The sequence below is a fragment of the Shinella sp. Sh6 genome, assembly GCF_055392685.1.
Map to the genome: position 1 here is coordinate 576,071 of NZ_AP044005.1, position 14,042 is coordinate 590,112.

Here is a 14,042-nt window from a genome sequence, read left to right on the forward strand (position 1 = left end):
CTGAAGACCGGGCCTTGGAAGGGTGCTTGGACCGGAATTAGATGCGGTGCAAGCGAATTCCTTTCAAGGCAGGTTCAAAAAAAACCGTTCGACTTTTCGCCGCATCCTATGTCCAGTCGCCGATCGCCGCCTGGATGACGGCCATGGCCGCGACCGCCGCCGTATCGGCGCGCAGGATGCGGGGGCCGAGCGGAATGGGCGTCACGAAATCGAGGCTGCGCAAGAGCGTGCGCTCCTCGTCGGAAAACCCGCCTTCGGGGCCGACGAGGAGGGCGAGCTTGCGCTCCGTGATGGCGGCAAGCGCCGGCAGCGGGTTCTGGCTGCCGTGGCCCTCGTCGCAGAAGACGATGCGCCGCTCGCGCGGCCAGTCGGCAAGCAGGTCCTCCAGCTTGCGCGGCGACGCGACGCGCGGGATGGACAGGATGCCGCACTGTTCCGCCGCCTCGACGACATTGGCTTCCAGCCGCTCGATGCTGTTGATCTTGCCCTGCACATGTTGGGTCATAACGGGCTGGAGCAGGCCCGCGCCCATCTCCACCGCCTTCTGCACGAGATAGTCGAGCCGGCCGACCTTCAGCGGCGCGAAGAGGTAGTGGAGGTCGGACGGCGCCGGCTGCGGCCGGGTTTCTTCCGTGGGCGTCAGGAGAAGGCGCTTGCGGGTCGGGAAGGAGAGTTCCGCGCGCCATTCGCCGTCGCGCCCGTTGAAGACGAGCACGGCGTCGCCCTCCGCCATGCGCAGCACGTTGGCAAGGTAGTGGAACTGTTCCTTCGAAGCCTCGACGGGCTTTCCCGCGGCAAGGCCGGCATCGATGAAGAGGCGCTGCATCCGGTAATTGGCACGCATGGTCCGTCCTTCAGGTGAAGAGCGCGTCGAGGACGACGAAGACGAGGGCCGACAGGATCGCCGAGACGGGCAGCGTCACGATCCAGGCCGAGACGATCGTCATGAAATGCGAGCGGCGCACGAGGTAGCGCCGGCGCGTCTCGTCCGGGTTGGCCGGTTCCTCCTCCGGTGCGACGCGGTTGCCGCGGCTGCGGATATAGTCGAGCCTCCGCCGGGAATTGCGGGTGTACCATTCGCGGAAGAGCCCGACGCCGAAGACGGCGCCGACGGCGATATGCGTCGAGGAGACGGGAATGGCGAAGGCCGAGGCCGTCAGCACCGCGACGGCGGAGGAGAGCGCCACGCAGAAGGCGCGCATCGGGTTGAGCTTGGTGATCTCGCTGCCGACGATGCGGATGAGGCGCGGGCCGAAGAGCAGGAGCCCGAGCGAGATGCCGAAGGCGCCGATGACCATCACCCAGAGCGGGATCGTCGCCGCGCCCGCCGTCCCGAGCGCCGAGACGACGCCGTAGAGCGGGCCGACGGCATTGGAGACGTCGTTCGCCCCGTGGGCGAAGGAAAGGAGCGCCGCGGAAAAGATCAGCGGGATGCGGAAGAGCGTGCGCAGCGACTGGTTGCGGTTGTCGAGCCCTTCGGCATGGCGGCGCACGATCGGGCGGGTGACGGCATAGGTGGCGAGGCCGAAGGCAAGGCCGATCAGCATCGCCTCGCCGAAGGGCAGGCTGTAGAAGCCGTTGGTGCCGCCGTTGGCGAGGAACGCGGCGAAGGAACCGCCCATCAGCGCCACGAGCACGGGCACCCAGGTCCGCGCCGCCGCCACCTTGTCGTCGCGGTAGACGATGAATTCCTTGATGAAGAAGAGGAAGGCGGCGGCGATGATGCCGCCGAGGATCGGCGAGACCGTCCAGCTTATGACGATGACGGCGATGGCTTCCCACTGGACGCTGTGAAGGCCGCTCGCCGCCGCACCGGCGCCGATGACGCCGCCGACGATGGCGTGCGTGGTGGAGATCGGCGCGTTGGCGAGCGTCGCGATGTTGATCCACAGCGCCGCCGAGACGAGCGCGGCCATCATCGCCCAGGCGAAGGTCTCGGGATTCGGAAAGATCGAGCGGTCGACGATGCCGGAGGCGACCGTCTCGGCGACGCCCTGTCCGGCAAGCAGCGCGCCGGCGATCTCGAAGATCGCGGCGATGACGAGCGCCACGCCCATGCTCATCGCCCGCGCGCCGACGGCCGCGCCCACATTGTTCGTCACGTCGTTGGCGCCGATGTTCATGGCCATGTAGGCGGCGAGCGCCGCCGTCACGGCGATGATCGTCACTCCGGACGTGCCGACGGCGAAGCTGCCGGCAATCGCCGTGGCGATCAGCAGGAAGACCAGGGAAATGCCCACGCCCGTCCACGAGCGCAGAACGAACTGCGTCGCCTGCTCGGTGAAGGTGAGTTTTTCGAGGTCCTTGTCCAGCGTCGGCTTGCGAAGCTGGACCTGAGAATTCGGCATTCATGCTGCTCCGGTTTCACCGAAGGGACTACAGAATCCCGGCCCGGGCGGCAATATGAAACGGCTCGTCAGGCGCTGCCCGCGCCGTTTTTCGCGGCGGGCGCCTGCCCGGCGAGGACCTGCCGCTCGAAGGCGAGGAGGAGGGCCTTGAGGCCGGGTTCCTGCACGCGCTCCGCCGCCTCGGCGCAGCTCACCCATTCCGCGCGCCGCTCGTCCTTTTCCGGAAAATTCTTGCACAGGTCGTCGACCGCGAGCGGAAAGACGCGCACCCGGCAATCGACCTTGAGCCCATGCGGCAGGCCCTTCCTGTAGCGGTAGCTGCCGGCGGCCTGCGCGGAGACGGCGCCCTTGACGCCGGCCTCTTCCCACGCCTCGCGCGCGGCGGCGGCGCAGGCGCTCTTGCCGTCCATCGGCCAGCCCTTGGGAATGACCCAGCGGCCGGTGTCCCGGCTGGTGATCAGCAGCACCTCGACCGCCGGCCCGTCCTCCTTCCTCAGCCGGTAGCACAGCGCGCCGTACTGCTCGCGCACGGGACGGCGGAACATGAGCTGGACGTCGCTGACGATGCGGTTGAGAATGTTCAAGGCGGTCTTCGGTCCTTCGTGGGAAAGCGTATATGACTGTTATCGGTCATCTTGCTTGCGCGAGATTTGCGGCGCAAGTCAGGCCTGCGGGGGAAGGCCGCGCTTCTGCATGCGAAGCTGCGAGATCCGCTGCCATTCGCCGCTGCGTTCGGCCTGGCGGATGGCGGCGGCGATATAGTCCATGTGCGCCTGCGCGGCCGCGCGCGCCGCCGGCCCGTCGCCCGCCATGATCGCCGCATAGATCGCCTCGTGCTGGGAGAGCAGGTGCCCGCGCGCCTCCTCGGAGGAGAAGACGAGGTGGCGGTGGAAGAATATCCCCTGCGCCAGCAGCCGGTAGCAGGCGCGCAGCGTGTGCAGCAGGACGATGTTGTGCGCGGCCTCGCCCACGGCGTTGTGCAGTTCCACGTCCGTCTCAAGCTCCGCGTCGAAGGAGCCTTCCGCATGGGCCGCGCGCATCGCCTCCATGATCCGCGCCAGCATCTGCCGGTCGTAGTCCGTCGCCCGGCGGGCGGCGAGCTCGGCGGTGATGCCCTCCAGCTCGCGGCGGTATTCGATATAGTCCTCCGTCGCGCGCTGGTGGCGGGCGATGAGGTCGACCACGGGGCGGGAGAAGACCTGGCCGATGATGTCGGCGACATAGGTGCCCCCGCCATGCTGGCTGACGAGGAGCCCGCGGTTCTCCAGCTCCTTCAGCGCCTCGCGCAGGATCGGCCGCGAGACGTCGAAGCGGCGGGAAAGCTCGCGCTCGCCCGGCAGCCGGTCGCCGTCGCGCAAAATGCCCTCCAGGAGTAGAAGCTCGATCTGCCGCACGACCTCGTCCGAGGTCCGGCTGTGGCTGATGCGGGAAAAGAGGTCGAAGGCGCTGTCGGTCACGCGTGGAAGTTTAGCAAGGCGGCCGGAAACTGGTCAATAATCTTGTCCACTCGGCGGGCCGCGCGGAAAGCCGTGCGTTTTCCGCTGCTGCGTCAATGCGCCCTATCTGAACCGGCCTGACATTTGTTAAGGATGTGCTGTTGCATCATGAGGGGGACGATGCCGCATGGCAAAGGGCAGTTTCGCCTTTCCGCAGGCGAGCGCGCGTGCGCAGGCGCTTGGGGAAATTCACGCAAGGCCGTATGCGCTGGTGCCGTCGCCGCGCGTCATCTTCCAGCTTGCCTTCCTCACGGAGGGCGGCTCGGCGGTCGACCATGCCGTGATGGCGGAGCTGTCGCGCTCGCGCGGCATTTCCCCGCCCGGCCGCGATTCCAGCCACCATGTCTTGAGCTGGGGGCAGGGCACGCTGCGCTGGGAGCGGCACACGGAGTTCTCCACCTATTTCTGGGATGCGCCGGTGCCGGAAAAATTCGGCGCCGAGGTCCCCGTCCATCCCTTCGGCGACAGCTTCTCCCCGCCCGGCACGCTGATCTCCGGTATCCGTCTGGAAATCCGTCCCGACACGATGGAGACGCGCGAAGCCATCGCCACCTTCGATCCGACGAGCCTCTGCTACAGCGAGATCAAGAACGGCCAGGCGATCATCGTCACCGACTTTCGCCAGAACGGCGACGGGCTGACGCCGATCCTCGTCATCGACCGCGGCATGACGGAGGCGGGGCGCGGCGCGCTCGTCCAGCGCCTGCTCGACATCGAGACCTACCGCACGCTCGCCATGATGGGCCTGCCGCTCGCCCAGTCGCTCTCGCCGGACATCCGCCGCATCGAGGATGGCCTGACGGGCATCACCAACGCCATGAAGCAGCACGCCCGCGACAAGGCCGACGAGCTCCTGACCGAGATCACCCGCCTTGCCGCCGAGCTGGAGGCGAATGCCGCCCTCAGCCTCTACCGCTTCGGCGCGAGCCGCGCCTATTACGGCATCGTGCAGGAGCGCATCCGCACGCTGGCCGAGACGGCCGTGCCCGGCTACGAGACGCTCGGCTTCTTCCTGGAGCGGCGCCTTGCGCCCGCCATGCGCACCTGCCAGTCCGTCGAGGAGCGGCAGGCGAACCTCTCGCGAAAACTCGCCCGCGCGACGGCGCTGCTGCGAAGCTGGATCGACGTCGAGCTGGAACAGCTCAACACGACGCTGCTCAATTCCATGGACCGCCGCGCGAAACTCCAGCTGCGCCTCCAGCAGACCGTCGAGGGCCTGTCGGTGGCGGCGATCTCCTATTACGTCATCGGGCTTTTCGGCTATGTCGCCAAGGCGCTGCACGAATTCGGCCTCGCCATCAAGCCGGAGACGCTGACGGGCATCGCCGTGCCCTTCGTCATCGCCGGCATGTGGCTGATGGTGCGGGCGATCCGCAACCGCCACGCCGAGGAGGACAAGCACTGAGGCGTGTCCTCAGTGCTCCCAGTAGGGGTGCGGGCCGTAGAGCTCGGCGAGGTAGTCGATGAAGAGCCGCACCTTGACGGGCAGGAACTGGCGGCTCGGATAGACCGCCGAGAGCACGACGTTGCGCGAGCCCTCGTAGTCCGGCAGCACCTGCCTGAGCTCGCCGCTCTTCAGCGCGGGCCCCACGTCCCAGGTCGAGCGCAGCGCGATCCCCATGCCGGAGAACACCGCCTCGCGCACCACTTCCGAGGAATTGGTGTAGAGCGAGCCGTGCGGGCGGTAGGTGACGCTGCCGTCCGGCCCTTCGAGGCGCCAGACGTCCTGTGTATGCGGCGGCAGGCAGATGTGGCCCGATAGCTCTTCCAGCGTCGCCGGCATGCCGTGGCGGGCGATATAGTCCGGCGAGGCGCAGAGCACGCGCCGCACGGGCGCCAGCCTTCGCGCGACCAGCGAGGAATCCGACAGTTCGCCGATGCGGATCGCAAGGTCGAAGCCGCCGCCGACGATGTCGGAGAAGTCGTCGGTCAGCACGAGATTGACGACGAGGTCCGGATAGCTGTCCATGAACCCCTTGAGATGGGGCGCGATGTGCATGCGGCCGAAGGAGGTGGGCGCGGAGATGCGCAGCGTACCGCGCACGGCGCCCGACCGGCCGGAAACGAAGGCCTCCGCCTCCTCGATGCCGGACAGGATGCCGACGATGCGGTCGTAGAAGCCCTGTCCGGCCTCCGTCAGCGAGATCTGCCGCGTCGTGCGCTGGAAGAGCCGGGTGCCGAGCCGTTCCTCCAGCCGTTTCACGCGCTTGGAGACGACGGCGGGGGAAAGGCCGAGCGCCCGCCCTGCCGCCGACATGCTGCCCATGGAGATGACGCGGGAGAAGATTTCGAGGTCGCCGAGATTTGTCACGCGCCGTCTTCCTTATCGCCGTCTCAGTTGGTCGAGTCGACGATCACTTCCTCGCCGAACTTGCCGTTCTTGGGTTCCGGCTTGTAGGTGGAATTCTGCGCGCGCATCACGCGGATCGGCCGGATATCGGCGGCGATGGCCGCCTTCATGTCGCTGTCGGCGTCGCCGTAATAGATCTTCAGCTTGTGGTCCTTCAGGAACTCGACCTTGTTTTCGGACGAAGCGGTGAAGACGACGTCGTTCATCTTCTCGATGTTGAAGGCCTTCTTGATCGCCGCCGTCAGCGTCTCGCCGCCGCTGCCGCGCGTGCGGCCGGTGATGAAGTAGATGTCGTCGCCGCGCGCGGTATGCAGGTCGATCAGCTTGCGGGCGACGTCCTTCGGGATGGAATACTGGTCGCAATTGTTGGTATGGATGTCCGTCCAGAAGGCATCCATCTTCAGGTAGTCCTCCGAGGTCGGGGAGTACTTCATCTTGCCGTAATAGAAGCAGGGGCTGGAGAAGAGCACCGTGTCGTCCACGTCGAAACCGACGGCCATGGGCGCCTGGCCCTCCAGCGAGGCGGCGATCTGGTCGACGGAAACCCAGTGCACCGGCGCGGTCGCGAGGATCTCGGACGTGGTGATGCCCGGATTGAGGTTCGACACGTCCTCCGCGAAGGCGGGAGCCGCCAGAAGCAGAAGGGCCGAAAGGGCGGTGAGCGACCTGCGCATGGTGTTTCCTCTCTCTTTTCTTGTTACGGAGGCGTCCGCGATGCCGCCGAGTCCCCGTCGCGCGACTGTCGCATTCGCTGCCGGGAGGGTCAATCCGCCGCCGCGCGGGGGCCATATTTGTCCCCCAGGTCGTGGAGGCAATTGTTGCCCGGGCGGACAAAGTGCTTACTATTTGCCCGGTGGATCGGTAAGTGGTAAAGAAAAAAGACCACTTGTGGCGGAGGCGAGGCATATGGATCAGATCGGGTTTCTGCAGCCGCGGCCGGCGGTGCTCTCCCGCCGCCGGGAGATCGTCACGGACCTTCTCGATCTCCTGCCGGAAGGCTGCCTCGTGCACGAGCCGCGCGAACTCGTGCCCTTCGAGACGGATGCCTTCGTCTCCTATCGCCGCCTGCCGCTCGCCGTCGCCCTGCCGGAGACGACCCAGCAGGTGGCGGCCGTCCTCAAATACTGTCATCGCTACGGCGTGCCGGTCGTGCCGCGCGGGGCGGGCACCTCGCTTTCCGGCGGCGCGATCCCGCAGGAGGATGCCGTCGTCGTCGGCCTTTCCAAGATGGCGCGCATCCTTGAGGTGGACTACGCCAACCGCACCGCCAGGGTTCAGGCCGGCGTCACCAACCTTGCGATCTCCGATGCCGTCTCCGCCGACGGCTATTTCTACGCGCCCGACCCGAGCTCCCAGCTCGCCTGCACCATCGGCGGCAATATCGGCATGAATTCCGGCGGCGCGCATTGCCTGAAATACGGCGTGACGACGAACAACCTGCTCGGCGTCAAGCTGGTGCTCATCGACGGCACCATCGTGGAACTCGGCGGCAAGGCTCTCGATGCCGGCGGGCTCGACCTTCTCGGCGTCGTCTGCGGCGGGGAAGGCCAGCTCGGCATCGTCACCGAGGCGACCGTGCGCCTCATCGCGAAACCCGAGAGCGCGCGGCCCGTGCTCTTCGGCTTCGACAGCTCGGAGGAGGCAGGCGCCTGCGTCGCCGACGTCATCGGCGCCGGCATCATTCCCGTCGCCATCGAGTTCATGGACAGGCCCGCCATTGAGATCTGCGAGGCCTTCGCCCATGCCGGCTACCCGATGGACGTTGAAGCCCTCCTCATCGTCGAGGTGGAAGGCTCGGAAGCGGAGATGGACGCGATGCTCGCCAGCATCATCGCCATTGCCCGCAGCCACGGCGTCAAGGTCGTCAAGGAAAGCCAGTCCGCGCTGGAGGCGGCGCTGATCTGGAAGGGCCGCAAGTCCGCCTTCGGCGCGACGGGCCGCATCGCCGACTATATCTGCATGGACGGCACGGTGCCGCTCGGCCAGCTTCCCGCCGTGCTGCGCGGCACGGCCGAGATCGTCGAAAAATACGGCCTGCGCGTCGCCAACGTCTTCCATGCCGGCGACGGCAACATGCACCCGCTCATCCTCTTCAACGCCAACGACCCGGAGGACGCCGCGAAGGCGGAAGCGGCCGGCAACGATATCCTGAAGCTCTGCGTCGATGTCGGCGGCTGCCTTACCGGCGAGCACGGCGTCGGCATCGAGAAGCGCGACCTGATGCGCCACCAGTATTCCGACACCGACCTTGCCCAGCAGATGGCCGTGCGCGCCGCCTTCGATCCGCAATGGCTGCTCAATCCGTCGAAGGTCTTCCCGCTCGAAGGGCGCCCCGCCGCATGACGCCGATCCACGAACCGCTCTCCGAGGAGGCCGCCGCCCGCCTCGTCCAGGTCGCCGCCCTCACCAAGTCGCCCTTCGTCATCCGCGGCGGCGGCACGCGCAGCCTGCATGCCGCCCCGGAAGGGGCGGACGTGCTTTCCGCGCGCGGCCTTGCCGGCATCGTCGCCTACAACCCGGCGGAAATGACCATGACCGCCCGCGCCGGCACGCCGCTGGAGGTGGTGGAGGCCGCGCTTGCCGAAAAGCGCCAGATGCTCGCCTTCGAGCCGCCGGACCTGCGCGGCGTGCTCGGTTCCTCCGGCATTCCCACCATCGGCGGCGTCTTCGCCACCAATGCCTCCGGCCCGCGCCGGCTGACGGCGGGCGCGGCGCGCGACAGCCTGCTCGGCCTGCGCTTCGTCAACGGCCGGGGCGAGGTGGTGAAGGCCGGCGGCCGGGTGATGAAGAACGTCACCGGCCTCGACCTCGTGAAGCTGCTTGCCGGCTCGCACGGGGCGCTGGCGCTCATCACCGAAGTCACCTTCCGCCTGCTGCCGGTGCCCGAAACCGCCGTCACGATCCTCGTTTCCGGCCTCAACGACGCAGAAGCCGCCGCCGCCATGGCGACGGCCATGTCGATGTCGGTGGAGGTCTCCGGCGCCGCGCATCTGCCCGAAAGCGTGCGCGGCCGCTTTGCCGGCGGCGCGCTGCCGGAGGGCGCCGCCACGGCGCTGCGCCTCGAAGGCCTTTCTGCCTCCGTCGAAGTGCGTGCGCAAAAACTCGCCGTCGCCATGGCCGGCTTCGGCCCGGTCGCGCGCCTCGAAGCGGAAGAGACGCGCCGCCTCTGGCGCGAGATTCGCGACGCCACGCCCTACGCCGACGGCACGGCGCGCCCGCTCTGGCGCGTCTCCGTCGCCCCCACCGCCGGCCAGCAGCTCGTCGCCGCGCTCCGCCTCGAAACCGGCGTCGACGCCTTCTACGACTGGCAGGGCGGCCTCGTCTGGCTGCGCATGGAAGCGGCCCCCGAGGCCGGGCTTTTACGCCGCTACATCAACGCCGTCGGCGGCGGCCATGCGACGCTCCTGCGCGCCCGGCCGGAGGTGCTGGCCGCCGGAGAGGCCTTCCAGCCGCAGGCGGAAGCCGTGGCTGCGTTGCAGGGTCGCGTGAAGGCGAGTTTCGATCCGGATGGGTTGTTCGTGTCTCGGATGATGGGGTGAATGGAAATGGTTGATGTCGTGACGGCCCCTCATCCCGCTGCCGCGACCTTCTCCCCGCAAGCGGGGAGAAGGAGGAAATCGGCGCGCCCATCGTTCCTCGCCCCGCTTGCGGGGAGAGGATGCCGGCAGGCAGGTGAGGGGCATCAGTGCGATTGCCGGCATGGAAAAGGTATCCGCTGATGCAAACCAACTTCACCCCCAAACAGCTCGCCGACCCGCATGTCGCGACGTCCGAAAAAATCCTCCGCAAATGCGTCCATTGCGGCTTCTGCACCGCGACCTGTCCCACCTATGTGACGCTCGGCAACGAGCTAGACAGCCCGCGCGGGCGCATCTATCTCATCAAGGACATGCTGGAGAACGGCCGGCCGGCGGATGCGGAGGTGGTGACCCATATCGACCGCTGCCTCTCGTGCCTTTCCTGCGTGACCACCTGTCCCTCCGGCGTCGACTACATGCACCTCGTCGACCACGCCCGCATGCATATCGAGGAGACCTACAGGCGCCCGTTCTGGAACCGGCTGACGCGCGGCATCCTCGCCGCCGTCCTGCCTTATCCCGGCCGCTTCCGCCTGGCGTTGAAGCTTGCGGCGCTCGGCCGGCCCTTCGCCGGCCTTCTCAGGCGCTTCGAGCCGCTGAAGCCCTTCGCGGCCATGCTGGACCTTGCCCCGCGCGCGGTGCCGAAGCCGTCGCAAGGCGCACGGCCGGGCACGCACCCGGCAGAGGGCGCGCGCCGCGGCCGCGTCGCGATCCTTTCCGGCTGCGCCCAGCCGGTGCTGAAGCCGGAGATCAACGAGGCGACCATCCGCCTCCTGACCCGCCTCGGCGTCGAGGTCGTGGCGCCGGCCGGCGAAGTGTGCTGCGGCTCGCTCGTCCACCATATGGGCCGCGAGGGCGATGCGCTGGCGGCGGCGCGGCGCAATGTCGACGTCTGGCTCGCCGAGGCAGAGCGCGCAGGGCTCGATGCGATCATCGTCACGGCCTCCGGCTGCGGCACGACGATCAAGGACTACGGCTTCATGCTGCGGCTCGATCCCGCCTATGCGGAAAAGGCCGCCCGCGTCTCGGCACTTGCAAAGGACGTGACGGAGTATCTGGCAACCCTCGACCTGCCGCAGCAGGAGGCCAAGGGCCTGACGGTCGCCTATCACTCGGCCTGCTCGATGCAGCACGGCCAGAAGATCACCATGGCGCCGAAGACGCTTTTGAAGACGGCCGGCTTTACGGTGCGCGATCCGGCGGAAGGGCACCTCTGCTGCGGCTCGGCAGGCACCTACAATATCCTCCAGCCGGAGATTTCCGGGAAGCTGAAGGCCCGCAAGGTGAAGAACATCGAAGCGACGAAGCCCGACGTCATCGCCACCGGCAATATCGGCTGCATCACCCAGATATCCACCGGGACCGCGGTGCCGATCCTGCACACCGTTGAACTGCTGGACTGGGCCTACGGCGGGGAGCGGCCGGCTGCAATAAAAATGCCGGCCTGAGGCCGGCATGCGTCGTCTGCGACGTGGGTGGATCCTCGGGTCAAGCCCGAGGATGACGGTGGGGAGGGAAGGATGCCCACCGCATCGAGCGGTGCGGCATGCGGAACCGTTGCCCGATTCCCCATGCCTTTCTTCTGTCGTCATCCTCGGGCTTGACCCGAGGATCCCTCGCCCCCCAAGGCAGGCCACGGCCGGAGCCGTGGCCCCGCCCATCAGCCCCCGAAGCCGAACAGGTTGCCGAAGAAATCGACGCCGCGGTCGTTGTAGCTGACGGCGCCCTGCCTGTTGCCGGGGCCGACGACGATGACCTTGGTGCCGACGCCGGCGCGGGCGTAGAGATGCTCCACGTCGTGGTTCATCATGCGGATGCAGCCGGACGACAGGTTGAGGCCGATCGACCAGGGCTGGTTCGTGCCATGGATGCGGAAGGCCGTGTCGTGGCCGCCCTTGTTGTAGAGATAGAGCGCGCGCGCGCCGAGCGGATTGTCCTCTCCGCCGGGCTGGAAGGTCGGCAGGATATGGCCCTTCTTGGCCTCGCGGCGGCGCATTTCTGCCGGCGGCGTCCAGCCGGGCCATTCGGCCTTGCGGCCGACCTTCACCACGCCCGACCAGCCGAAGCCCTCGCGCCCGACGCCGATGCCGTAGCGCGTCGCCCGGTTCTTGCCCTCGACGAAGTAGAGGAACTTGTTGTTGGTATCGACGATGATCGTGCCCGGCGCCTGGTCGGTGACGAAGCGCACCTTGGTGCGCTTGAACTTGGCCGCGACCTGCTTCTTGCTCAGCGGCTGGGCGACGAGCGTCACGGCCGGGGCGGTCTCGATCCGCTCGCCCTGTCGTGCGGCGGGAAAGGCGTTCGCCGACGTCGCCGGCAAGGTCCCGGTGACGGCGACGGCTGCCGCCAGCAGGATCGGTGCGTATTTCCGCATTGGTATATCCCTCTCACTTCCTGAATGTGGCGAGGCTAGCCAAGTTTTGACCGATTTCAAGTCGCCTCGCGCAATCGATGACGCGCACGGGCGGGGTTTTCTTCGGAGCGTTGCTTGCAAAAGCGCTGTAAAACGCAATCGTCCCCCGCAGGCGGACTGCGGGGGACGGTCGCTATACCAGGCTGTGCGCGGTGCTTTGCGGCCTCAGATCAGGATGACCCTCGTGCCGACATTCACGCGGTCGTAAAGGTCGATGACATCCTCGTTGCGCATGCGGATGCAGCCGGAGGAAACGGCATAGCCGATCGTCCAGGGCGCATTGGTGCCGTGGATGCGGTAGAGCGTCGAGCCGAGATACATGGCGCGCGAGCCGAGCGGGTTGGCCGGCCCGCCGTCCATGGAGGCGGGCAGGTAGTGGCCTCTGGCGGCCTCGCGCTCGATCATCTCCTTCGGCGGCGTCCAGGTCGGCCATTCGGCCTTGCGGGTGATCTTGTGCGTGCCGGCCCATTCGAAGCCCGGCTTGCCGACGCCCACGCCGTAGCGCCGCGCCTTGCCGTCGCCGAGGACGAGGTAGAGGAAGCGGTTGTTGGTGTCGATGACGATCGTGCCCGCCTTGTACTGGCTGTCATAGGCGACGGTCTGCGGCAGGTACATGGGATCGAACTTCGAGCGCACGGCGGTGCGCGCCTGGCCCGTCGCCGAGACCTGTTCGACGCGCGCCACGCCGTCGCGGCGGATGACGCGGCGCTGGACCGCCTGCTGGCGCTGGATGACGCGCCGGGTGGCGACGGCCGGCTGCACGCCTTCGCCGGTGAGCTGCATCACCCAGGGGGCGGTGAGGTCGGGGCTGACGATGACGGGCGGGCGGCTCATGTACCGGTCGCCCGCATGGGCAAGGCCGGGGGCGGCAAGAAGGGCCGCGGCAAGGAGAATGCGTATCGACATCGGACGTACTCGCTACTGATCGTCGCCGGGAATGCGCCGCGAAAAAATTGGAAGACGGCGCTGGTTCGCCTCGAATGCTTGCACCCTTCGATGAAGCGAAAGGTAAACGCCCGTTCATTCGATATGTGCGATGCGGATAAACCTTCGGGTAGGGTTATTGCCCGCTTTCCAAATGTGGTTGACGAGTGGTAAAGCGGAACAAACGGGAAACGGAGGCGGCAATGACGGAACGGGGACTTCTGCAGGGCACGGACGGAAACATGCGCTGCGCCTGGCACGGCAATCTGGACGACTACCGCCGCTACCATGACGAGGAATGGGGCTATCCCGTCACCAGCGACCATCGGCTCTTCGAGAAGATCTGCCTCGAAGGCTTCCAGTCGGGCCTTTCCTGGCTCACCATCCTGAGGAAGCGGGAGGCCTTCCGCGCCGCCTTCGCCGGCTTCGATTTCGACAGGGTGGCGGCCTTCGGCGACGAAGATATCGCCCGCTGCCTTGCCGATACCGGCATCGTGCGCCACCGCGGCAAGATCGTCTCGACCGTCAACAACGCCCGCCGCGCGCAGGCGCTGCGCGACGAGTTCGGCTCGCTCGCCCGCTATTTCTGGAGCTTCGAGCCGAAGCCGGAGGAGCGGCCCGCCCGCGTCGACTGGGAGACCATCGCCGCCAATCCCACCACGCCCACCTCCGTGCGCCTGTCGAAGGACCTGAAGAAGCGCGGCTGGACCTTCGTCGGGCCCACAACCGTCTACGCCTTCATGCAGGCGATGGGCCTCGTCAACGACCATGTGGAGGGCTGCTTCTGCCGGCAGGCCGTCGAAGAGCGGCGCAAGGAGCTCGAAAGGCCATAATTTGCGTCTTGTCAGGTAAATAAGGGTTTGTTTTTCAAGCGAATCATGTAGCCTAAGGTTGAGCGGCAAATTCATGTAATGCGAGTTTCGGGGTCAGCGT

At 67.2% G+C, this 14,042-nt stretch carries 13 protein-coding genes; 5 read left to right on the forward strand and 8 right to left on the reverse strand.

Going from position 1 to position 14,042, the window contains the following annotated elements; genetic code table 11:
* Positions 1-106 precede the first annotated feature (106 nt).
* From ACZ5TO_RS02700 to ACZ5TO_RS02715, 4 genes are all read right to left on the reverse strand, one after another.
* On the reverse strand, positions 107-844 hold the full coding sequence (locus tag ACZ5TO_RS02700) for a 16S rRNA (uracil(1498)-N(3))-methyltransferase (protein WP_464799445.1): 738 nt from the start codon (positions 842-844) through the stop codon (positions 107-109).
* A gap of 10 nt (positions 845-854) precedes the next feature.
* Positions 855-2,348 carry an inorganic phosphate transporter gene (locus ACZ5TO_RS02705; protein WP_464799446.1) on the reverse strand — a complete coding sequence of 498 codons (1,494 nt, stop codon included), beginning with the start codon at positions 2,346-2,348 and terminating at the stop codon, positions 855-857.
* A gap of 68 nt (positions 2,349-2,416) precedes the next feature.
* On the reverse strand, positions 2,417-2,932 hold the full coding sequence (locus ACZ5TO_RS02710; RefSeq protein WP_464799447.1) for an NUDIX hydrolase: 516 nt from the start codon (positions 2,930-2,932) through the stop codon (positions 2,417-2,419).
* Between the two features lie 78 nt (positions 2,933-3,010).
* Positions 3,011-3,805 (reverse strand): FCD domain-containing protein, encoded by a 795-nt coding sequence (locus ACZ5TO_RS02715; protein WP_184146785.1) that lies wholly within the window; start codon positions 3,803-3,805, stop codon positions 3,011-3,013.
* A 166-nt stretch (positions 3,806-3,971) separates the two neighbouring features.
* On the opposite strand from ACZ5TO_RS02715, the gene ACZ5TO_RS02720 reads away from it, so the two are divergent.
* On the forward strand, positions 3,972-5,249 hold the full coding sequence (locus tag ACZ5TO_RS02720) for a DUF3422 family protein (protein ID WP_184146787.1): 1,278 nt from the start codon (positions 3,972-3,974) through the stop codon (positions 5,247-5,249).
* A gap of 9 nt (positions 5,250-5,258) precedes the next feature.
* Here ACZ5TO_RS02720 and ACZ5TO_RS02725 read toward each other — a convergent pair whose 3' ends face one another.
* Both ACZ5TO_RS02725 and aphA read right to left on the reverse strand, forming a co-directional pair.
* Positions 5,259-6,155, reverse strand: coding sequence for a LysR family transcriptional regulator (locus ACZ5TO_RS02725; RefSeq protein WP_464799448.1), 897 nt, complete (start codon positions 6,153-6,155; stop codon positions 5,259-5,261).
* Positions 6,156-6,178: 23 nt separating this feature from the next.
* Positions 6,179-6,868, reverse strand: a complete 690-nt coding sequence (gene aphA / locus ACZ5TO_RS02730) for an acid phosphatase AphA (RefSeq protein ID WP_184146790.1) — start codon at positions 6,866-6,868, stop codon at positions 6,179-6,181.
* 232 nt (positions 6,869-7,100) lie between these two features.
* Between aphA and ACZ5TO_RS02735 the strand changes: the two genes are divergently transcribed.
* The 3 genes from ACZ5TO_RS02735 (at position 7,101) to glcF (ending at position 11,220) form a co-directional block, all read left to right on the forward strand.
* Positions 7,101-8,537 (forward strand): FAD-linked oxidase C-terminal domain-containing protein, encoded by a 1,437-nt coding sequence (locus ACZ5TO_RS02735; RefSeq protein WP_464799449.1) that lies wholly within the window; start codon positions 7,101-7,103, stop codon positions 8,535-8,537.
* Entirely contained in the window at positions 8,534-9,733 is a 1,200-nt protein-coding gene (locus tag ACZ5TO_RS02740) for an FAD-binding protein (RefSeq protein ID WP_464799450.1), read from the forward strand. The genes ACZ5TO_RS02735 and ACZ5TO_RS02740 overlap by 4 nt, the downstream gene beginning before the upstream one ends.
* A gap of 179 nt (positions 9,734-9,912) precedes the next feature.
* A complete protein-coding gene (glcF, locus tag ACZ5TO_RS02745) occupies positions 9,913-11,220 on the forward strand; it encodes a glycolate oxidase subunit GlcF (RefSeq protein ID WP_464799451.1) in 1,308 nt (435 codons plus the stop codon).
* A gap of 212 nt (positions 11,221-11,432) precedes the next feature.
* Here glcF and ACZ5TO_RS02750 read toward each other — a convergent pair whose 3' ends face one another.
* Together ACZ5TO_RS02750 and ACZ5TO_RS02755 are read right to left on the reverse strand one after the other, a co-directional pair.
* Positions 11,433-12,146, reverse strand: a complete 714-nt coding sequence (locus ACZ5TO_RS02750) for a L,D-transpeptidase (protein WP_184146477.1) — start codon at positions 12,144-12,146, stop codon at positions 11,433-11,435.
* A 204-nt stretch (positions 12,147-12,350) separates the two neighbouring features.
* Positions 12,351-13,091, reverse strand: a complete 741-nt coding sequence (locus tag ACZ5TO_RS02755) for a L,D-transpeptidase (RefSeq protein ID WP_464799452.1) — start codon at positions 13,089-13,091, stop codon at positions 12,351-12,353.
* 221 nt (positions 13,092-13,312) lie between these two features.
* Here ACZ5TO_RS02755 and ACZ5TO_RS02760 point away from each other — a divergent pair, with 221 nt between their 5' ends.
* Positions 13,313-13,942 carry a DNA-3-methyladenine glycosylase I gene (locus ACZ5TO_RS02760; RefSeq protein WP_464799453.1) on the forward strand — a complete coding sequence of 210 codons (630 nt, stop codon included), beginning with the start codon at positions 13,313-13,315 and terminating at the stop codon, positions 13,940-13,942.
* The last annotated feature ends 100 nt before the right edge of the window (positions 13,943-14,042 follow it).